This window comes from Nostoc sp. 2RC (assembly GCF_014222165.1).
Classification (GTDB): Bacteria; Cyanobacteriota; Cyanobacteriia; order Cyanobacteriales; family Nostocaceae; genus Nostoc; species Nostoc linckia.
The window spans coordinates 1-21361 of record NZ_JACKZU010000115.1 but is presented as its reverse complement, the minus strand read 5'-3'; the positions used below and the strand labels follow the sequence as shown (position 1 = coordinate 21361).

At 41.0% G+C, this 21361-nt stretch carries 18 protein-coding genes; 9 read left to right on the top strand and 9 right to left on the bottom strand.

The genetic code is table 11. The annotated features are described in order from the left end of the window. The 5 genes from GNE10_RS15045 to GNE10_RS15025 all read left to right on the top strand — a co-directional run. Positions 1-604: molybdopterin dinucleotide binding domain-containing protein (locus GNE10_RS15045; protein WP_311774816.1), on the top strand; the 604-nt coding region annotated here is incomplete at its 5' end. Positions 605-864: 260 nt separating this feature from the next. Then, entirely contained in the window at positions 865-1314 is a 450-nt protein-coding gene (locus GNE10_RS15040; RefSeq protein ID WP_185565870.1) for a phosphate-starvation-inducible PsiE family protein, read from the top strand. A 524-nt stretch (positions 1315-1838) separates the two neighbouring features. Further along, entirely contained in the window at positions 1839-2294 is a 456-nt protein-coding gene (locus GNE10_RS15035; protein ID WP_185565869.1) for a nitrate reductase associated protein, read from the top strand. A 405-nt stretch (positions 2295-2699) separates the two neighbouring features. Next, positions 2700-3302: a DJ-1/PfpI family protein gene (locus GNE10_RS15030; RefSeq protein WP_185565868.1), complete on the top strand. Its 603-nt coding sequence runs from the start codon at positions 2700-2702 to the stop codon at positions 3300-3302. 530 nt (positions 3303-3832) lie between these two features. After that, entirely contained in the window at positions 3833-5215 is a 1383-nt protein-coding gene (locus GNE10_RS15025; protein WP_185565867.1) for a PrsW family glutamic-type intramembrane protease, read from the top strand. Between the two features lie 335 nt (positions 5216-5550). Here the strand turns inward: GNE10_RS15025 and GNE10_RS15020 are convergent, their stop codons facing one another. The 3 genes from GNE10_RS15020 to GNE10_RS15010 all read right to left on the bottom strand — a co-directional run bounded on the left by GNE10_RS15020 (position 5551) and on the right by GNE10_RS15010 (position 10198). Next, a complete protein-coding gene (locus GNE10_RS15020; protein WP_185565866.1) occupies positions 5551-6198 on the bottom strand; it encodes a hypothetical protein in 648 nt (215 codons plus the stop codon). Between the two features lie 145 nt (positions 6199-6343). Then, positions 6344-7924 (bottom strand): CHAT domain-containing protein, encoded by a 1581-nt coding sequence (locus GNE10_RS15015; protein WP_185565865.1) that lies wholly within the window; start codon positions 7922-7924, stop codon positions 6344-6346. A gap of 147 nt (positions 7925-8071) precedes the next feature. Further along, positions 8072-10198: a protein phosphatase 2C domain-containing protein gene (locus GNE10_RS15010; protein WP_311774815.1), complete on the bottom strand. Its 2127-nt coding sequence runs from the start codon at positions 10196-10198 to the stop codon at positions 8072-8074. A gap of 51 nt (positions 10199-10249) precedes the next feature. Here GNE10_RS15010 and GNE10_RS35975 point away from each other — a divergent pair, with 51 nt between their 5' ends. After that, entirely contained in the window at positions 10250-10378 is a 129-nt protein-coding gene (locus GNE10_RS35975) for a hypothetical protein (protein ID WP_257209583.1), read from the top strand. 344 nt (positions 10379-10722) lie between these two features. Here the strand turns inward: GNE10_RS35975 and GNE10_RS15005 are convergent, their stop codons facing one another. After that, entirely contained in the window at positions 10723-11085 is a 363-nt protein-coding gene (locus GNE10_RS15005; protein ID WP_185565863.1) for a hypothetical protein, read from the bottom strand. Positions 11086-11201: 116 nt separating this feature from the next. Next, positions 11202-11561, bottom strand: a complete 360-nt coding sequence (locus GNE10_RS15000; protein WP_099069204.1) for an NAD(P)H-quinone oxidoreductase subunit M — start codon at positions 11559-11561, stop codon at positions 11202-11204. Between the two features lie 965 nt (positions 11562-12526). On the opposite strand from GNE10_RS15000, the gene GNE10_RS14995 reads away from it, so the two are divergent. Further along, positions 12527-12811, top strand: coding sequence for an Npun_R1517 family heterocyst differentiation transcriptional regulator (locus GNE10_RS14995; RefSeq protein WP_099069205.1), 285 nt, complete (start codon positions 12527-12529; stop codon positions 12809-12811). Between the two features lie 560 nt (positions 12812-13371). On the opposite strand, the gene GNE10_RS14990 is transcribed toward GNE10_RS14995, so the two are convergent. Further along, entirely contained in the window at positions 13372-14067 is a 696-nt protein-coding gene (locus tag GNE10_RS14990; RefSeq protein ID WP_185565862.1) for a response regulator transcription factor, read from the bottom strand. Between the two features lie 173 nt (positions 14068-14240). On the opposite strand from GNE10_RS14990, the gene GNE10_RS14985 reads away from it, so the two are divergent. Then, positions 14241-14816 carry a Uma2 family endonuclease gene (locus GNE10_RS14985; RefSeq protein WP_185565861.1) on the top strand — a complete coding sequence of 192 codons (576 nt, stop codon included), beginning with the start codon at positions 14241-14243 and terminating at the stop codon, positions 14814-14816. 256 nt (positions 14817-15072) lie between these two features. Here GNE10_RS14985 and GNE10_RS14980 read toward each other — a convergent pair whose 3' ends face one another. The 3 genes from GNE10_RS14980 to ctpB all read right to left on the bottom strand — a co-directional run bounded on the left by GNE10_RS14980 (position 15073) and on the right by ctpB (position 19956). Further along, positions 15073-17058: a GGDEF and EAL domain-containing protein gene (locus tag GNE10_RS14980; RefSeq protein WP_185565860.1), complete on the bottom strand. Its 1986-nt coding sequence runs from the start codon at positions 17056-17058 to the stop codon at positions 15073-15075. Between the two features lie 370 nt (positions 17059-17428). Beyond that, positions 17429-18397, bottom strand: a complete 969-nt coding sequence (locus tag GNE10_RS14975; RefSeq protein WP_099069207.1) for a glycosyltransferase family 2 protein — start codon at positions 18395-18397, stop codon at positions 17429-17431. A gap of 215 nt (positions 18398-18612) precedes the next feature. Then, positions 18613-19956, bottom strand: coding sequence for a carboxyl-terminal processing protease CtpB (gene ctpB / locus GNE10_RS14970; protein ID WP_185565859.1), 1344 nt, complete (start codon positions 19954-19956; stop codon positions 18613-18615). 312 nt (positions 19957-20268) lie between these two features. On the opposite strand from ctpB, the gene GNE10_RS14965 reads away from it, so the two are divergent. Then, a complete protein-coding gene (locus GNE10_RS14965; protein WP_185565858.1) occupies positions 20269-20967 on the top strand; it encodes a YdcF family protein in 699 nt (232 codons plus the stop codon). The last annotated feature ends 394 nt before the right edge of the window (positions 20968-21361 follow it).

The following is a 21361-nucleotide window of genomic DNA, read 5'->3' as shown; positions in this document are numbered from 1 at the left end:
GCTTGGAGAGGAGACGCAGAGATTGGGAGACGCGGGGATATTTTCCTTCTCCTCGTCCCCGCGTCTCCCAATCTCTGCGTCTCCTCTCCAAGCAAAGCGCCTCTACACCAATCTCCGCTTCCACACCCCTGACGGACGCGCTCGATTTGGGGCATATTATTCAAAAGGACTGGCAGAACCACCAAATCCTGATTATCCTTTTGTGTTAACTACTGGACGAGTTTACGGCCATTGGCATACCCAGACGCGCACCGGACGAATTGAAAAAATTTGCAAAATGTACCCCCAACCGTTTATCGAAATTCATCCCCGTGATGCTGCTCGGTTGGGTATTGTAGATAATCAATGTGTTGAAGTGCGATCGCGTCGTGGTCAAGCTCTATTTCCTGCTAAAGTCACAAAAGCCATCGCCCCTGGTACGGTTTTTGTCCCCATGCACTGGGGTTCCCTTTGGGCAGATAACGCCGAAGCCAATGCCCTCACCCATCCTGAATCTTGCCCTGATTCCTTGCAACCAGAATTAAAAGCCTGTGCGGTGCAGTTGACACCAATTTCTCTGGAAGTTCCACTCCCAAATTATCAACTCCAATCTTCACAACGGTAAGCTCCAAAATAGAACGCTCAACCAGGAATAGGGAGTTTAGTCAATAGTCAAGAATCAATAGATATTATTATTTTTTTGTCTCTCAATTCGTGCCTGTTACCAATTACTATATCTAAAGAGATAAAATTTTGAGGAACAAGAAACTTTACTAGCCCCGATTTTAATCTCAGAAATAAAAAACTCACAAAATATCGATAAAGTGATTGTTTGAATCCTCTAGAGTTTTCTATGGGATTTCATTTAATAATTGGGTGCAGGATATGAGAAGGCTACTGAAGGTAATTTTAGGAACTACTAAAGACCAGAACTTCATGCACATGATTGAAAATGTAGAAGTTCTGGCTTCCAAGATTCTATCTCTTTTAATGGTAGTTGTAATTTTAGTGGCGATCGGTGATTTGGCAGTCTTTATTGTTAAAGAATTGTTTACAGCACCTTACGGAAAGTTTAACACAACCTTATATAAAATCTTTGGTTTATTTTTGAATATTTTAATCGCTTTAGAAATCTTAGAAAATATCACAGCTTATTTACGAAAACATGTTTTTCAGGTGGAATTAGTTATTGTCACTTCTTTAATTGCTGTTGCCAGAAAAATTATCATTCTTGACTTAGAAAAAATTGGCGGTATTGATATAATAGGTTTAGGTATTGCTATTTTGTCATTGTCAATTAGTTATTTAATCATTCGTTTCAGTAGTTCAAAGTAAAAACTTTAAAGCACAGACATAACAACTCTTGTGCATCCAAAAAATACGAATATTGTAGAACATCGTAGGGTAAAAATCCTACCTGCCTCTACACAATTGATTTGGATAAAATGTCCTGTATTCTATACTCTTTATTCCTTAGTCACCATTCTCACCCATAAATTTTAGTGAGAGGTTATACCATTTTGGATTTTAGATTTTAGATTTTGGATTGTGAAACAGTTAGTAGTAATCGCTTTTGGCTATACATCTGTCGCAATCATTTTTCAAATTGCTATTATTTATAAAGTGAAAATCAAATGAATGTAGTGGGGTGTTAGGCGCATATTTTCGATATGATTGGTGACGAAATAAGTATCTTAGCCCCTAACGCACCGCCGCATGGATGGTGAGTTACGGCTCAATTTAATTGTCTTTAAGTGCCAAATCCTTTCATAGTCGTAACACACCCTAATTAAGATTTACTTTATGAATGGTCTCTGAATCAACCAACATTCTCAGAAGTTAATTTTCCAGAATTTTTTATGACAGATTTTTTTGAATTTGAAGCGGATTTTGTGGATTCGCTGCGTTGTATTCCTATGCAGGTACGTTGCAAATTAGATACCTGCGGTATTAAGCTAAAATTGTCTGATTGGAATCAAATGACTACACAAGAGCGTCAAGCTTTAGTGGAATTGCCTTGCACTACAGACACAGAAATTCAGTTGTACCGCCAATATATCCAAGAGTTGATTTTACAGCGTACGGGGATACCAGTTGGCAAATTACCTGTGGAACGTCATCCTGCATGGCTTGACTCGGATAGCATACCAACCACTGTCCAGGAAAAAGCTCAAGAAATTGGAGTAGTCATAACGCAACAAAAATGGGCATCTTTAAGACCATTACAGCGTTTTGCTTTAATTAAACTCAGTCGTCCAGGACATGAAAACAAAAACTTTAACAAAGCGATCGCTGAATTTCATTTGCTTTCATAAACCCCAGCCATTAATTATAGCTATTTATGGGCAACAGACATTTCCTAACTAGCAAATCATATACAATAATGCGTTAAACTTTGTTAACTCGTAGCCCTCAAAAGGTGCATTCTGGCAAAGTTAATGCTGTAATATATCGATAAATTCGCCTATAAAGGCATCATCTAATATGCGTCTAAATAAGAAATTTAGACGTTAACAGTGTCATTTATGTTTTGCAAGTGACCAATGATAAGTAGAACAGGATAAATAATTAAAGGTTTGTAGTCAGAACTTTAGTTCTCAAAAAAGGACTAAAGTCCTCACTACGAACTGAATTTTATTCTTTTACATTACTTAACATAGTTTGGTTTTTTCAAGTCGTTCTACTTAAATAATTAATTAATAACTGAGGGTAGTAAAAATATGGCTGCAAAGAAACTTTTAATGTTAGTTGGTGACTATGTAGAAGACTACGAAGTCATGGTTCCTTTCCAGGCATTGCAAATGGTGGGACACACTATTGATGCAGTTTGCCCCAATAAAAAAGCCGGGGACAAAATACGAACAGCAGTTCACGATTTTGAAGGAGATCAAACCTACAGCGAAAAACCAGGCCACAATTTCACTTTAAATGCTACCTTTGCAGAAGTAAAAGCGGAAACCTACGATGCCTTGGTAATTCCTGGAGGCAGGGCACCAGAATATATTCGTTTGAATCAGCAGGTAATAGAAATTACTCGTCACTTTGCTCAAGCCAATAAACCGATAGCAGCCATTTGTCATGGCTTGCAGTTATTGGCAGCTGCTGATGTCTTGCAAGGCAAAAAATGTACTGCTTACCCTGCTTGTAGCCCAGATGTCAGGAGTGCTGGAGGTATCTATGTCGATATTCCTGTTGATGAAGCTGTGGTTGACGGTAACTTGGTAACAGCACCAGCTTGGCCTGCCCATCCGCGTTGGCTAGCAGAATTCCTGAAAGTCCTTGGAACTAAGATTGAACACCAAGAACTGGCTGGAGTCCTTTAAAGACTAAATAGTTAGGCGCTTTTTAAGTATTTTTGATGAAAAATTATGTTGAAATCTGCGCCTAACACACCATATAAAAAATTGATTTTTACTTAATAAATAACCGTTGAGGGAGTTTGTTTAATTACTCCCTATGCCAAAACACCTGAGTCAATTATTAGTTGCAAAAATAACTGACAATACACCAGTAGTAATTATATATTTTCTTAATGTAACTAATTGCAGTAAAAACTACTATTTTTTAATAAATTGCCGTCAGTTTAATTTACAGCTAGGATCTCAAGAGTAGATCCGCCATCAAATCTGAATCGATCTGCCTAACAACTGAGTTTAAGGAAAAAGTGTCAGTGGATAAAATACTTATTAACATGAGATGAATGAAAAAATTTGAAATTTTGCATCGAGAAATTTAAATTTATTCGCAGTAAGTGAAGCTATAGTGGATTTAGCAATGCTGCTGCTGATGTGGCTAAGGTTAGTCCTGCTGCCAAATAATTTTAAGAATTAATTTAGAAACGCACTCTAACTCAATGACAGGCAAAAACGCAAGACATAATGCATTTCTGCGGCTAGTGTCTGGTAACGGAGCAACTTCGGGATCGGAATCTCGCTTTTCGCTTCCCCCCAGTAAAGAGATAGTAATTGGACGCGACCCCAGCTGCCAAGTTGTCTTGGATGCCATGATGTACCGAATGGTATCTCGTCGTCATGCGGTGGTTCGTCCCCTGTCTTTATCTCCAGATAGCAAATTTAGCTGGGTGCTTTGTGATTTAAATAGTGCTAATGGCACTTATTTAAATGGACAACGGTTGTATGAATGTCAAGAATTGCACCCAGGCGATCGCATTTCTCTCGGTTCTGATGGGCCGCAATACGTTTTTGAGTACGAGTTGACCTCGCAAGCCCCAGCAACCACAGTGAACCAACTAACACCACTGCCTTCAGCAACCAACTACCATAACCACACCCAATTAAAGCAGCCCGATTCTGTTAGCTTCACTCAGCTTTTTCCGATTATTTCCACTGGTAAAGATTTAACACGTAAAGCTTACTTAGTACCAGGAATACTGACTGTCATCTTTGTAGTGCTGATGTTTGCTACAGTCGGTCGTCCCCAATACAATCAAGTAATTGTTGCAACTTACATCGCCTTTGCTGCCTATTATTTTGTTTACCAACTTTGCGGTAAAGAAAAGCCGTGGTGGGTGTTAATGGCTACGGCATTGGGTACGACGCTGATTTTGCTCAGTCCGCTATTAGATTTATTTATCTTCGTGTTTCGCGGCATCCTCCCAGGAAACTTGCCCTCACCCCAAGAATCTACCACCTTCACAGAGCTACTAGTACGAATGTTTTTTGGCGCTGGCTTGATGGAAGAATTACTTAAAGCAGTGCCTGTACTTGCAGTATTCGCCATCGGTAGAATGTTGTCTTCACCTTGGCGAGAACGCATAGGTGTTTGGGAACCTCTAGATGGGATTCTCTTAGGAACAGCTTCGGCTGTGGGCTTCACTTTGTTAGAAACTCTCGGTCAATACGTGCCGGATATCACTCAAAATGTCACGCAACAGGTGGGTATTGGTGCTGCCGGTCAACTGGCGGGTTTACAACTGCTAATTCCGAGAATTTTAGGGTCTGTGGCCGGACACATGGCTTATAGTGGCTATTTGGGCTATTTTATCGGCTTGGCAGTCCTCAAACCTAGTAGAAGTTGGCAAATTCTTTCCATTGGTTATCTAAGTGCTTCTGCACTCCACGCCCTATGGAATGCCACTGGATCGATCAATGCCTTGCTATTAGTAGTTGTTGGAGTGCTATCTTACGCCTTTTTGATGGCGGCAATTCTCAAGGCACGGGCGCTTTCACCAACGCGATCGCAAAACTTTGCTACCCGATTTCTTGGCCCCAAATAACAACTAAGGGGGATGAGGAGATGAGGAGATGGGGAGATAGGGCGAATAACCAATGCCCAATTCCCAATTCCTATGGACTATAAATATATATCTTGGGATAGATGGTCTGATTATTAAATTAGGCTATCGTTAATCTACTTTATGGTGTGCATACTTAGAAACTAGTGCCAACTCTCCGAAAATCAAGCAACAAAGTAAATCAGTAAAATGTTGCGGCATTTAAAGTCTGTGAATCGTAAATTAGGAATCAATGTTCAAAAAGCAAGACAATACTATCAGATAACCGTAGGTATCTTGAAGATTCAATTATTTAAAAAATAAATAACAGACTAAAGTTATGGTTGGGACTGGTATTTATTGAGTTGACTTAAAGCGTAGTAGGCGATGGCCAAACTCACCTTTGCTTGTTCGATGTCCGATAAAGTTGTCCATTCCCGATTGTTCAGGTTAGCGATGGTAGATCCTGGGTTATGTGATTCGTTACTTCGCATAGCATAAGCAAAAGGACGGGCTAAGACTAAAAGATCTTCTTCTCCCCAAGTTGGCAGTACTGCCTGAACGCACTCAACTAGTTGTTCGCCCCTTAATTGGTGACGGGCAAATATTTCAGCAGCTTTAGTGGCAATGGTGTTTAGTAATGTTTGCGGAACACAGGTGCAAAAAGTGGTGCGTAACGTTTCTTGGAGATTAAGTACTACTGATTGTTGGGAATTGCCTTCCTCGCTTTCATGAAAAGAGATACCAGACCAAAGTGTATCTAAATGGTTGTAAAAATCTTGCGATCGCTTTGTCAGGTCTTCATCAATTAAATGTTCGCTCTCAAATTGTTGTTCTAATTCTTGAAAATAAGCTTCTGATTCTTCGTCAGCCATATTCCAAGGATAGGTAGCATCCTCTGGTTCTAGTAACGCTTCTAATAACTCTAAATCTACTTGAGACTGCAAAGAATAGAAAGTGTCTGAGCCGTTAATTTTATTAGTCATTTTCTTGCCTCACGATTATTTAGTGGTATTGACAGCTACAATCGCCCAGAAGAGATTTCCGCAAAAAAGTTGATTTTTTCTCTTGGTAAAAACAGATTTGGAAAATTGATACTCAAGACTAAAATTTATTTCTGTAATCACTGCATTAGGAGTCTTCAATAATAAACTCCCAAGTTTCACCTTTAGCACTTCCAAACTTTAACTGCATACCCGATTTTAAGGGGACTTCCTCTCGGAGGATTTGTTGCCAGCCATTAGGCCCTAAAAACCACGTTGTTCCGTAAGTGGAAAAATCTTGTAAATAATAAGTTCGCACCAGTGTAGCATCAGTCAAAGTATTGCGGCAGAAGATTTCCGCGTGGCGTTTAGAAACAGACGGTTCTGGAATGACAATATCGTTATCTTTGGTACGGCCGATGCGAGTGACTCCATAACGCAAGAACCACGTTTTATCTTTTGAAGATAGCGATCGTAAACTTGCACTAGGAAGCCCAGAACCTACATCAGGAATGGCTGTATCTGGTAATTCGGTAATTCCTTCATCCAGGTTTTTCACGAGTTCGCCATTAAAATCTGGATGTAGGTAGAGAACGGGTAAAGTCCAAGCAGGTTGATTGAATCTATACAGTGTTAACAATTCTTTTCTAGCTTGGGTTACAGCTTCATCAATTGGCTTATACAATCGCAAAGCTTCCGCAAAGGCTTGAATAAAACTGTGGCTTTCGCGATCGGCGATTTCATCGCGCATTCCCAAAACTGCTGGTACGCCATGCCGAATTAACACCTCTGCTAAACTGCTGGCGGGTATGGCTTGATTGTTGCTAACAGCTGGTCTAGCTCCCCAACAAGCGTTAAAAACTGCTAACTTCACCCCTGTACGGTTCAATGCTTGGGCTAGTTCTATACCATTGAGAGTCATGCCTGGTTGCAAAAACAGTAACCCACCGTCTGGATCTGGCAAACCGTGTCCAGCATAAAAGAAGACATTGTATGCTTTAGTTTCTAATTCTTGAATCAACTCTTCTGGTGTTGGTTGTAATAGTTGATTTACTGTGCAGGGTGCATATTTTTGGGAATTGCTATCTACTGGGGTATCTGTGAGAGTTTGCTGTAAAATCAGCGCTTCTTGTTCTAGTTGCAGGTTCTCGTCATGACCTAAAACCAACAGGATACTTAAAGCCTGGTCTGTTCGCAAATACGGTAACGGGTCAACTTCACTGCTAGTGCGGCTAAATAGCAAATCTTGGGAAAGGGACATAGCCGATTGACCAGGCTCGCGCTGCATAATTTCCCAAGGGAAAGCAACAAGTTCGGGGTCGCGAATTTCCAATCGAAAGCGCAGACGTGTATGCTGGCCCATAGCAATTCCGCGACTGCGTTCTAGACTACCGAGAATTTGTCCATCAAAAACCCAGCGCCATAAAAGCATTCCCAAATATTGCATCAGGCGACTGCTATAGGGGCCAGTGGTCTGGCCTGAAGAGAATGAAATCGAATCACTGAGCAATAAATTGCTGTTTTGAGATGTTGAGTTTGGAGGAACAGCTAACTGGTTATAGCCAGCAAACATCTGCTGCCATTCTTGCCAGACTTGGGTAAGTTCAACAGGCCACACACAGTCACGTAAAACATAGCCACTGGGATAGGGAGCCTTGACCACCCAAATGGCGAAGTTGTCAGTGCCAGTGTTTAAGAGACGGGCGATCGCCAAAATCAGGGATGGCATGGATTCATAAAACTAAAAGCTAAAAACAAATAATTTCCAATAACAGTTCTTAAAGGTAAAAATTTTTACTTTTTGACCTTTTCAGTTTTTGAGTCTGATTCTTACCTGTTATTATTCCAGGTTTTTACTAGTTTATCGAGTATTTAATTAAGTTTGACCAGTGTCAGCTGGTTGATTAGTTGGCGGTTGGCTGTTAGTTTTACAAGTATTTGATGCACTTGATGGCAAAACAGAGACTCCAAAACGTTTGAGTTCGGAAAATTTAATCGATACCTCTTGGCCTGGTTTCAACCCAGGTTTTGATGCAGGTGGTACTTGGGAGGATGCTGGAGGTGTGGTACAGACTTGCATCCTAACTAAAAAATCTCCAGATGGAGGTTTGGGATTTGGTTCGGTGTTGATAACTTTTAAAAAACTTTTAGCAGGAAGCGATTGGTTGGGCAAGGTGATTTCGTTGGTGGTTTGAATTACCAAGCCAGGAGCAAGGTTAGTAAGGGGTGGCGGTGGTTCTGTAGCTGCAACAGTGGGGGTTTGAGTGGGTGGTGTGGGATTAGAAGCAACTGGAAGCTGGCCAGATTTTAATCGCAGTTGTTGAATGATCAATCCGCCAGTACCGGCTGCTAGTACAAATAGTAAGGGAACTATCCACTGTAGGGGCAATTGGCGAGTTTTGGCAGGTTGATTTTCTTCAATCACCTGAGTTTTATGGTTTGGGTTGCTTAAAACTGGTTTATTTGTCCCTCTGGATGCCAAATCGACTGTTTTTGCAGAATAACTTTCTGGAATGACTGCTTTAATGGTGATTTCTGGTTCCCAGTATTGGACTTGATAGTGTACTAAAGCTACGGTGACATTGTCGTGTCCGTTTTTGGTGTTAGCAATTTCTATTAATCTATCTGCTACATTGACGATGTTTGCTTCCCCTAGCAAAATCGGCAAGATTTCTGTTTCCCAGTATTCCTCGACGCGATCGAAATCACTCAAGCCATCGGATGTCAGCAGAAAAACTGCATCTTCATCGAGCATAAATCGTGCAGATGTGGGATGCAATGAAGTGCTAGGGCCCATCCCCAAAGCTTGCACTAGAGAACCGGCAGAACTTTGTTGCACAGCTTCCCGGTAAATGGCATAGCCCAGGCGCACTTCGCGGGAAGCAACATCATCATCAAGGGTAACTTGATAACAGCCTTGGCGGCTAATCCAGTAGGCACGACTATCACCGACGTGGGTAATATACATTTCGTGAGCTACAGGTAGTGCCATAACTAAAGTTGTACCCATACGCTGACGCCCTTGGCGATTTTCACTGTCATTGCGCTGGCTAATTTTGTCATTAGCCAAGGCCACAGCTTTTTCTAAGTCATTGAGCAGCAGTGAGGGGTCTATGTGGTCGTAGGGAACTTTGGTGAGTTGTTGTACTTGTTGCTGGATTGTTTCAATGGCCAAATTTGATGCTACATTGCCGCCTTCGTGTCCGCCGATGCCATCACAGACAATTGCTAAGGCTGTAGGTTGGGGTGGCTTGCTCACCAGGGTACCACTGGGTGGGCTACAGGCGTCTTCATTACGTTGGCGACTCGGCCCAGTATCGGTTTTAGTGATGATTTTGATTGTAGGGGTTTGCGATCGCCCTAATTCTGCTAGCCCGCGGTCTAAAACTGTGATTAATTGTTCGGATGAGTGAATTTCACCTTCAATCAGCCCAACACTGACCCGTTCGAGAAATTCTCCTACGGCTGGTTTGGCGTTAGCAACCAATTGCTGCCAGAATTCCCCTAATTGAGGTAATTTTGGTGATGTGGCGTCGTCGAAGCGCAATTCCAATAAACGGACTAGCGAGCCTTCTACCCGTAAAACATGGGTGTCAAGCAAGCTAGAAACCACACCTTCACTAGCCAAAGGTTGCCATAAATGAGCTATTTGCCACAACCAATTCAGTTGGCGCATGGATGTAGCATCCCGCCAAGCATTGGTTAATTCACTGCCGAGATGCACTTGTTCTTTTGTATCATCCACCATTACTGGTGGTTTTTCTAAAAGCAATATTTCTCGCTGGCGGGAGTCCTTGGTTAGAGAAAGTACTCCATGTACCTGCGGCACGTGTAGGCGATAGGGAATTAGCCTTAAGTAAGCTCTGGGAATTTGTAAATTCTCTAGCTCTGGCGTTAGGGTTAATAAACCAGGCTTTGTATCCAATAAAACAAATTTATCAAGGATTAAATAGCGATCGGCTAATATTTTTCCAGGACTACCTAAACCCTGGCCCTCCACCACAGCCCAAAGGTAATTTTTGGGTAGGGGCGTAGAACATCGCTGGCAAAACTTATGAGTCAGGGGGTTGGCAGCCTGACAATTTTCATGTGGACACTGGAGCGTTGCCGCATCATTTTCCATAGTTTTCCCACCGATCGCAGATTGGCAATTTCTTTAATAGCATTACTAGGAACAATCTAGACCGCTCGTCTTTCCTAAACTTGACATATCCAGACTTTAGATGATGATTTTAGCTGGCCGTTATCAACAGATGCTAATATTTAACTTATCTAAAGATTACGCTTCTAAGTTAACCTACAGCCTCATCATAGCTTCTATCGCTGTGTGACTCTCCATCGCTAAAGCAACTAACTCCAACCGTTTCACCAAAGATAACTCAAGCATAACTGTGCTGTTTGCTTTTAGTGAATTTCTCCCTGTCTAATAGGCAGATAATCTTGGTATTTATCTAGTTTATAAGTAAGAGACCAATAATTAACTTTAATTAAGAATTAAGATATAGGCATCGGTTTTGAATCTTGAGCTTATTTTGTGTAGCTAGGGAGTAGGGAGCGGGGAGTAGGGAATAGGGTTGGAGGTTTTTCAACTTGAGGATGAGTTTTTTCTTTGCAATCAAATAGAAGTTTTACAAGTAAGGGAACTCCAAAAAATAAATGATTCCGGTTTAAGCGTTGACCGTTGACTGTTAACTGTTCACCGTCAACAATCAACGGCGAACAGTCTTCTATGGAAGATTTGTTTACTTGCAAGTTCCTGGTGGTAAAACTAGCTGACGAATCAAGTTGCTTCAAAAATGGTGTTTCCTGTTTTTGGCTAGGAAGAGGATGAACAGCAGATGGGTGGGTTAGAGGGGAAAAACTGACTAACATTTGCCGTTTGCTCCTCATCTCCCCATTTCCCAAATAATTTAGCCCGTCTGGTAATAACTCTCTACCTGAGGAACTTCCAAAAAAATATGCTGTTGTTTACAGTCAACAGTCATCAGTCAACAGCCATCAATCAGTTATTGTCGATCGTCAATTGCCACTTGGGGAATTCCCATACTGTAGTTAGTTACACGGGCAGAGAGATTGTAGCTGATTTCGCCTTTTTGTAGGAGCGATCGCACATAATGTTCTAAGTCTGACCCGACGCGCCGTAAATTATAGTCTGTGAGGTCTGCACCACTAGAAGCTTCTACTAGTTCATCGAATTTTCGATAAACCTTTTGCAGCGCGTCTTCATTCCAGTTAAATTCGTTGTCTGGGTCAATATCTAAAGTTAAGACCTGATCGCTTGGAAGGAGTTCGCCATCTTGGTCAATTTCAGCCGCAAAAATGCGGATATGTCGGGTTGTTGACTTGAGCAGCGTCGGATTATCCATAAAAAGGTGTCAGGTTTGGGTGAATTACACTGAAATTATTGTAAACCCTATATTCATGCTTAAATGCTCTTAATTTAGAAGCTTTGAGGGCAGTTTCAAAAGAGTTAGCTATTGGGCTTTGAAATTGCCCAGTTATTTATGGCGTTGACCATTAACGGTTAATTCTCAACACTCAACAACCAACACAAAAAAATTTGCTTGGATGTAAGTAAAAATATTGTCTGTACTGATTACTGCTTTTACTTGTATTAGTAGTTGGAGTCTCAGTTTGTTGCTAGTACTGTCAGTATCCTGGTGATTTTCAAACCGAAATTACTGGGTAGAGTATTTTGATTTACCAGTCTCAGTGCTATGCTAATCTTGCTTATTGCTAAAGTTTTTGTATTTATTAAGTCTAAGAGACGGTGGTATAAGCTTTCGGGCGGCAATAATTCCATGTGTGTACATTTTTGTTCGGGAATAAAAATTTTTACGTTAATAACTATGTGAATCAATTTTTCCTCAAATTGCTTTTGAAAAAAACGTACATCTCGTAATTTTACTGAATATCGCTACACATACCTCTGGCATTAATAAAAGGAAAAATTTTCCGGGCTTTTACTTACGTAAAAACACCAAAAATCAAGTAACAAGTCAAACTGTTATTGACGTTCCCATAAAGTTGATGTAAAAAGCTTTAAAAAGCTAGGACAACTTCTTACAGAAACTTTATTGTGTAGAATCTTAAAAACTGAATAATAGTTATGGCTTACCATAAGCTACATCTGGCACAGTTAGACCAAAATCTAGACAGTGAAAATTGAGCTTGAAAACAAAACACAGGAGAGTGAAATGGAATACATTGGTGTTTGATGAAGAAAAATTCTTAATTCAAGCACTTTGGATTCAAAAAAGATATAAAGAACTTTTGCTGGACATCTACCTCCTTACCCTCATGACTACCAAGTAAAGGAATCTCAATAGCTATGAACTCCAAAGCATTACCACGCCAAATCAATAATCTCGAAGTAGGTGTTTATGAGTGTGAAGTACATCTCAAATTTCGGTTGATTGAGGAAAAGAGTCTATTGGGCGATCGCGAGCAACTCTTACAGGTGCTACTCGATGCTTTGACCGAGGGGTCTGACGATTTTCTAGAGACGCTACAAGCGTCCGTTAAAGCCCAGGAAATATCAGAGTTCAAAGCCTCACCTCAAATGCGACGCCAGCTGATGCGCTTGCGTAATGCTGCTGAAAATCCCCAAGTTTAAAGGTGTAATTTAAGTAGCGAAAAATCGTGAATTAAGTATCAAATCAAATAGGGATCTTATACAGTCAATACACTCGTTGCAATAAAAACTCAGCAGTAAGTAGAATTCATAAAATATTTTGATTTCTGCTTTGTGAAAGTCTTATTTAGCAGCACAAAGTCCCAGGAACAGTTTCCTTAATTAAAAAAGTTTGTAGCAAAGGTTACTGGTAGAATCTGAAAGCAAATTCACCTGGGTGCATTTTACCGAGTTAACATCAAAACATTGCGAAAAACAAAACCCTGTATCTTTACAGATTCCGCGTTAGATAACAGGCGCAAATCACATAAAAATCTAAAAGACTAAAGTAAAAATAAATAGCTTTTCTTTTGGCTTTTTGCTTTAACTAAGTACCTGATTTGCTGAAATAGTTATGTTTTATCTATTACCAATTGGGTATGGGGATGAGAAAGAGGGGGGAAAAGGTTAAAGGGAAAAGGGAAAAGGGAAATTTAACCTTTCCCCTTTACCCCTTTCCCTTTCCCCATACTCCATGCCCAATGCCCAATACCCAATAATACTTATTTAGCAAGACCATGTTCTAGAGCAAAACGAACCAACTCTGTACGGCTATTGGTGCCGGTTTTACTAAACAAGCGGCTGACGTATTTTTCTACGTTGCGGACGCTGGTTTCCAAACGACGGGCGATTTCTTTATTCATCAACCCCTCAGCGACTAAGTTTAAAACACTTTGTTCTCTGGGGGTCAAATCAATTTTGAAAGGCGCTGGTGATTGAGAAATGGCATTTCTTTGAGTTAACAAAGCCTTGATTTGGGCTATCTGATTGGCTAGTTCAGCTATGTCGGGGGTTTCAAGGTCATCTGCTGTGGTTGGAGGTTTAGCAGCGCGGCGGGCTAGTAAATTTTCGACTATGGCGACTAACTCGTCTGGGTCAAAGGGTTTGGGAAGATAAGCATCGACACCAGCTTGATAACCTTGAATGCGATCGCCTGTCATACCTTTAGCGGTTAAAAATACTACGGGGAGTGCTTGAAAGCGGGGGTCTTCTCGCAGTTGCTTGAGGAACTGATAGCCATCTACTTGGGGCATCATCACATCGGAAATTACTAGATCTGGTGTACTCACCTGCATCAATTCCCAACCCTCAACAGCATTACTGGCGATTTGAACGTTGAAACCGCTCTCTTGCAAGTAGTCTTTTACGGCTTCTCGTATCCCTGGTTCATCGTCCACCAGTAATAATTGTGCTGACATTTAAAATTTCCTTAAGCTTACCTTTTTCCAATTTAGCGAAAGTTGGCAAGGATTGAACGGGAGTTAGGAGTTAGGAGTTAAGAGTAAAAATTATTCTCCCCCTACCTCCCCTGCCTCCCGTGCCCCCTCATCCCCTCTCCAGTTATTATGTGATTATGAAGATGGGACAAGCTATGACTGCTATTACCCTGAACTTAGAACCAGTAATCAATCTCACTGCTGAGCAGTTTTATCAACTATGTCGAGTCAACCCTGATGCTAAACTGGAACGCACTGCATTAGGGGAATTAGTCGTCATGGCACCGACTGGTGGAGAAACTGGTAGCCGAAACCGCAGGTTAACCCAGCGATTGGGAACTTGGACAGATGAAGACGGAACTGGAGAAGCTTTTGACTCTTCAACGATGTTTCAGCTTCCCAATGGAGCTTTGCGTTCCCCTGATGCAGCTTGGATTCCTTTGGAGCGGTGGGAAGCACTAGCTCCTGAAGAAAGAAAGACTTTTCCTCCCATTTGTCCCGATTTTGTGGTAGAGTTGCGGTCTGATTCTGACACGCTCAAGTCTCTCCAAGACAAAATGCAAGAATATATGGAGAATGGTACGCGCTTGGGCTGGCTGATTGACCCTAAAGGAAAGCAAGTAGAGATTTATCGCCAAGAAAAACAAAAGGAAGTGCTAATTTCCCCAAATCGGTTATCAGGGGAGGACGTACTACCAGGTTTTATCTTGCATTTACAAGGAATTTTTTGATAATTCTCCCCATTTAGAAAGTTGACAGGGATTGAACAACCTGATTTCACCTCTACCGCCCCTAAAGCTTTTAAAGTTGACACCTCTGCCTCAGTTAACCCTTTAATGTCTGTAATAATCGTGCCTTCGTAGGGGCGGGCTGGCCGCAAAGTTGTCTGGCATTGGGCATCGGGGGATGAGGGAGATGAAAGGGACAAGGAGGACAAGGGAGACAAGGTAGCAATTTTTCTCCCTTGTCTCCCCACCACTTCCTCATCTACCACTGTGGGTTTGCCTTAATTAATGCTTCTGCTGCTGAACTATTTAATGGAACCGAGAAAAAATGTCCTTGGCCATATTCACAGTTGACTTTTCTCAGCAGTGCTAGTTGCTCTTTAGTCTCTATTCCTTCGGCAAGCACATCCACACACAGCTTGTGTGCCAATGTCACAAGTATTTCAATAATTTCTAAATCCCTACTACTAGTGTTAATTGAACTGATAAAAGAACGGTCTATCTTCAATAAACTGATGGGAAAGTTATAAAGACGACCTAATGAAGAGTAGCCTGTACCAAAGTCGTCAATTGATAACTGAATCCCCATTTCTCGAAGTTGGTAGAGTACGGCAATTACGCGATCGCCATTTTCCACAATTACACTTTCAGTAATATCCAGCACTAAACTGTCAGCATTCAGACCAGTGGATTCTAAAATTTGCTCAATTTGCTCAATCAAATCCGGTTGGGAAAATTGCTGTAAGGAGAGATTGACACTGATTTTTTTGAGCAAGTTGGCAGGATGAGACGCTCGCCAAGCTTGCATTTGACTACAGGCTTCTTGTAACACCCACTTACCAATGGAGAAAATTAATCCAGTTTCTTCGGCTATAGAAATAAAGTCTGCTGGAGTTAGCAAACCACGCTCTGGATGTTCCCAGCGCAACAAAGCTTCAAAACCTAACATCAAGCCACTGGTCAGGGAAACAATTGGTTGATAATAAACTCGTAACTCTCGACGCTCAATTGCTCGGCGCAAATCAGTTTCTAACTGCAATTTCGCTAGAGCATTAGCATACATATTTGAGTTGAATAGTTCATAACGCGCTCTACCCAGGATTTTCGCTCGATACATCGCCGTATCAGCATCTCTCAACACATCCTCTGGTCGTTCATAATTTATTGTTGAACTCAAGGCAATACCAATACTTGCTGTTGTGAAGATTTCTTGTCCATCAAGCTCAAAGGGTAACTTTAGCTCCTGTTCAATGCGCTCAGCAACTTTGATGGCGTCTGACACATCTTGAATTCCCTCCAACAAGATTGTAAATTCGTCTCCCCCAAGCCGCGCTGCTGTATCTATGGAGCGTACACATATTTCTAACCTACTTGCAATGGCAAGCAGAAATTGGTCTCCTTTGTGGTGTCCAAAGCTGTCATTAATTACTTTAAATCGATCCAAATCGATAAACAGTACAGCAAATAAATAATCTGAATGCCTTTTAGAATAATTAATCGCATGTCTTAAACGGTCAATAAATGCAGCACGATTTGGCAGACCTGTTAATGCATCATGAAAAGCAAGGTGTAGTAGTTGCGACTCTACTCGTTTACGCTCTGTAATTTCAGTGAGTAATTTCTGATTGGCTTTTACCAATTCTGCTGTCCGTTCTGCTACGCGTATTTCTAACTCCTCATAAGCTCGGTGCAACATTTCTTGGGCTTGTTTCCGTTCTGTGATGTTGCACAGCAGCCAACACCAGCCAATTTGCTCGTCGTTTTCGTCGTATACCGCAGATAACCTCACACTAGCAGGGAAAGGTTTTCCCCTCCGTGGCTGGAGATTAATTTCCCAGTTGAGTAGCTGCTGCAAATTGTTCATGTGGGAGCTAAACAACTGGCGATCTTGTTGAGCAATAAAGAGAATTAATGGTTTACCTACTAAATACTTGTGGTGGACATGAAACAAGGTTGCTGCTGCATAATTAGCTTCTTCAATTGTCCCTGTATTATTAGTTATTAAATAAGCATCTGGAGCTAGCTCAAACAAATCTCGGTAACGTCGGCGCTCTTTGTCTAATGATGCTCGTGTTAACTCTAACTCTTGAGAAACTAGTAATAGTTTTTCCACTGTGGTGTGGAGTTCTTCAAAAGCTTCTGTTATTATTTCTTGTTGCAAATAGGTCTTGTTTACACTGCGTTGCAGTAATTCCTGTACTTGTGAGCGCAATTTTTTTATATGTTGGCTAAAGCCGTCTACGTTCATGCGGCTCGATATCGGAAAATTATGAAGGGTAGTTCTAAAGGATGGGCAAGTTCTACGCTTTCCTTTAGCTTGGGACTGTGTTAACCAGGTTAGCAACGTTTAGTTACAATACTAGACAGTTTCTAAATAAATAGAACAGAATGTAACTTTGTTGATAATTTAGTGTTATACTATCAGCATTATATCTGCTTTACTTATTTTTGAATCTATCTCTTAAGATACATTTAAGAAATGAAAAACTTTTGGTCGGATAAAATTTAATGTTGCAAATTTTTTCGTACTGATAAAAGTCTTTGTTGAGTGGTAACAAGTAATACTATAAATATACTACAACAAAATTAGAGTTATCCGAGCAAGTTTTTTAGTATTTTTATAACCGAGCAACGATTTTGGCCTTTTCTGGCAGTTTAGCTTCTCTTTGTCCAGCTGTACGGGCCCTGGCTGTAAATAGACCAATGGGAGTATTTAATAAATCTACCAAAGTGGCTTTACCAGCGATCGCCCCTCTTATATCTCTTGGTACTTCTTTCAATAACCAACGTGCCAAACGATAGCCGCATTCACTAAGTGTAATATCTCGCATTAAATCAATACCATACAGTTCGTGTAAATAGCGATTGGAGCGCCCATAACGCCGCCATTGACTTTGTAGTTCTAACAGTGTGGTGCGGTGACGATGCTGAACGATGGCGTTGGGGGCAAATTCCAAACCCCCGATGTTTTCGGCCAAAATTCGCCAGCAAATGTCTGCGTCGCCGCCGGTAGTTAAATGGGGACGAAATAAACCGGCTTTTTCAAAAGCGATGCGGCGAATTGCCAAATTAGCTGTTTGTCCATAGGGACGAAAGGCATGACCAAGGGTGTGTTTTTGCGATAGGGTTTCTTCACGGTCTGCGTGTTGTTCTAACAAAGTTTTGCCTGGTAATGCCAAAATTTCCCCAGCAACAATTACTACTTCTAAATTGACAAAAGGTAGTATTAATGCATTTAACCATTGTGGTTGGGGACGGCAATCTGCATCAGTAAAAACTATGATTTCGCCAATAGCTCCACGAATTCCGGTGTTACGAGCCGCATAGGAGCTTTGAATTTGATTTTCGCTCAAGGGGCGAATTGTAATCGGGCTATTTGCGGCAGTTGTTTTGAGTAAATTAAAAGTTCCGTCGCTACTATTATTGTCTACTAATAAGTACTCTACTCGGTGTTTTGGGTAAGTTTGAGATAACAGACAATTGAGCAAATCTGGCAAATCTGCCTCACCGTTATAAATAGGAATAACCACCGATACCATTGGTAAAAAGCTGGTGGCGGTGGTTGCATCAATTGGCTGATAATTCATAAAATTAGAAATTTTAGAAATGGAACTACTAACTAGTATTCCCAATCTCAATCAGAAGTCAGAATCGAGGAGTCAGAATTCAGAACTCAGGAGTCAGGAGTCAGAACTCAGGAGTTGTAATTCAACAGCAAAGCTAAAGAACCTTTGCTAAGACGTTAGAATTAAACGCTTTTATTAATTCTGAATTCTGAATTCTGAATTCTGACTTCTGAATTCTAAAATTTCAAATCCCCAGCACGGACGCTCATGGGTTGATTGAGTTGATTGCTTGGCGGTTTGGCGAAGTTGTTTCCTGATAAAATTGCGATCGCTCTGGCATATTGCGGGTCGCTCTTAGTTCCGATTAAATCTGGATTAGAAGCCAATTGACGCTCTTGCGCCTCTGTCAAGTCTAATTTGATGTCTGGTGTAATTCCTTTATGGTTGATGTCTGTCCCTAAAGGCGTGTAGTAGTGAGCAATGGTGACTGCTAAGCCGGAACCATCCGCTAGTTCGTGAACTGATTGTACTAAGGCTTTGCCAAAGGTTTGACCGCCAACTACCACAGCTCGCTTATTGTCCTTGAGTGCGCCTGTGAGGATTTCGCTAGCACTGGCTGAATTACCGTCTACCAATACTGCCAAGGGACGATTTGTTAAGGCAGTGCGATTGGCTTTTGTTTCCTCACTGCTTCCCACACGGTCTACTGTTTTGACAATGCCGCCATTATCTAACCACATGCGGGCAATTTCAATGCTGGCTTGTAACAAACCGCCTGGGTTTCCCCGCAAATCTAAAACATAAGAATCTACTTTTTGATTGTTTAAATCGCGGATGGCTCTTTGCATTTGCTCTGCGGCGTGGGCGCTAAATTCCCGCAAACGGATATAGCCAACGCGGCGATTTCCTTCTTGTCTGAGGGTATAACGTACTGTTGGTACTTCTATATTTGCTCTAGTCAGCTTGAGTTCAAAGGTATTTTGCCCTGCGCGTTTGAGTCTTAAGCTGATGGGAGTACCGGCTTTACCGCGAATCAGTTTAGAGGCGTCATCCACTTTCATTTTGAGAGTGGCTTTGCCGTCAATGGCTAAAATTTCATCCCCTGCTTTGATTCCAGCTCTCAGGGCGGGAGAATTATCTATGGCTTCAACAACAGTCAGACGTTGAGTTTTTTCGTTAACTTCCATCCTAATGCCGATACCAGAGACTTCCCCGGAGGTTTGGCTAGTGAGGGCTTCAAACTGTTTGGGATCCATGAACCGAGTATAAGGATCTCCCAAGGTTTGTAAAGCTTCCCGGATGGCGGCATAAGCTTCTTCACGAGAGGAATAGTCTTTACTCAACAAGCTTTGTCTAGTTGCTAGCCAATCTTGTTGATTAAATTTACCATCAACATATTCATGATTCACCAGTTGCCAAACTTGGTCAACTATCGCTTTTGGGCTGTCCTGTAGACTTAGGGCTGCGCGTACACCGCGAGTCCAAGCAGAACCGAACACAGATATGGTAGCAGTCGTAGCGATCGCTCCACCAATCAAGGCTACTTGGAGCGGCGAGTAACTTTTCGCAGATTGGTTCATGTATATTTAGCTGGAATAATAGTGTTGTTGACAGTTTAGCAATCAGGCTTTCTGAAAATTTTTAAGTTTTTATACCCCAAACTCAGCTATGCTCTCTGGATTCTTTGACATTGTAATTATGCCAAAAATACTGCATTAGTTATCAATAACGATTTCTGAGTTTGTTTGCCTTCTCCGGAAGGCTATACTGACGATGTGACACTTTGGTCGCCGTCATGTTTGTAGTTTAGATTACTTTTATAAGATAGCACTTCAATCGCTTAATTGCCGTGTGTTGGACAGTCATCTAAATTTACTTTTTTGATATCAGTAATGAAACATAAATCTATTATCAAATCATGTATTTACGTTAAAAGAAGTTTCGTTAATTTGTGGCAATTGTTACAAAAACTAACTGTTGGATTTTGCTTTATTCTGGGTGCTTGGTTGATTTTTACTACTATAACCTTACTTTATGCTTCTTCGCAGCCAGTAGACACCTTTTTTGTGCTTGGTGGTAGTATTCGTCGAGAAACTTATGTTGCCCAACAAGCAAAACTATACCCCAAAATCCCGATTTTAATTTCTCATGGCTCTCCAGATCCTTGTATATGGTTAATTTTTCAGCGGGAATTTGCCAGCTTAGAAAACGTTTGGTTAGAAAAGTGTGCAAATTCTACCTTTGAAAATTTTTATTATAGTATTCCTTTATTGCGTAAATGGCGCGTACATAAAGTAAAACTGATTACATCTCCAACCCATTTACCAAGGGCTAAATGGATGGCGCAGATTCTCTTAGGCGCTCATGGGATTTGGGTAGAGCCAGAAATTGTTCAAGAATCAGGTGTTCCTGGTAATCGGGAATCTTGGCTCAAAACTGCACTAGATTTAACCCGCAGCTTATTTTGGGCAATTTTAAGTCAAATTATTCAACCACAATGCTCCAACGTTACCAGGCTTGCTGATGTGGATATACAAGCTTGGCAAAGTCGGGGTTTTAGATGCGAACATCAAGGGGGAGTGGGGAGATAAGAAGATGGCTATACCTATAACTATTATCATTTACTTATGAATTTTTCTTCTACTTACTACAGCATTTCATGAGAATCCTTTGCGTACCTCTGCGTTTACTTTGCGCCCTTTGCGTTTAATTTCCAGCACCATATTACCCAAAGCTGTACTGAGCTATTTTTTGTATAGATTTACAATTCTCGTCTGTTAATGGAAATCCTTGATTTTTTCTAGTAGTTGTTGAATTTAGAAAATTTTCAATTTTTGACTAACGTAGCAAATAATGTTGTAAATTTGCATGACAAAATTTTACATTTACAAATCAAATCTTTTGAAGATTAAAAGATATTAAGGTTTATGTGGCAACAGCAGTATTTTATTTAAATAATTTTTGGATCTACGCATAACCTTATGA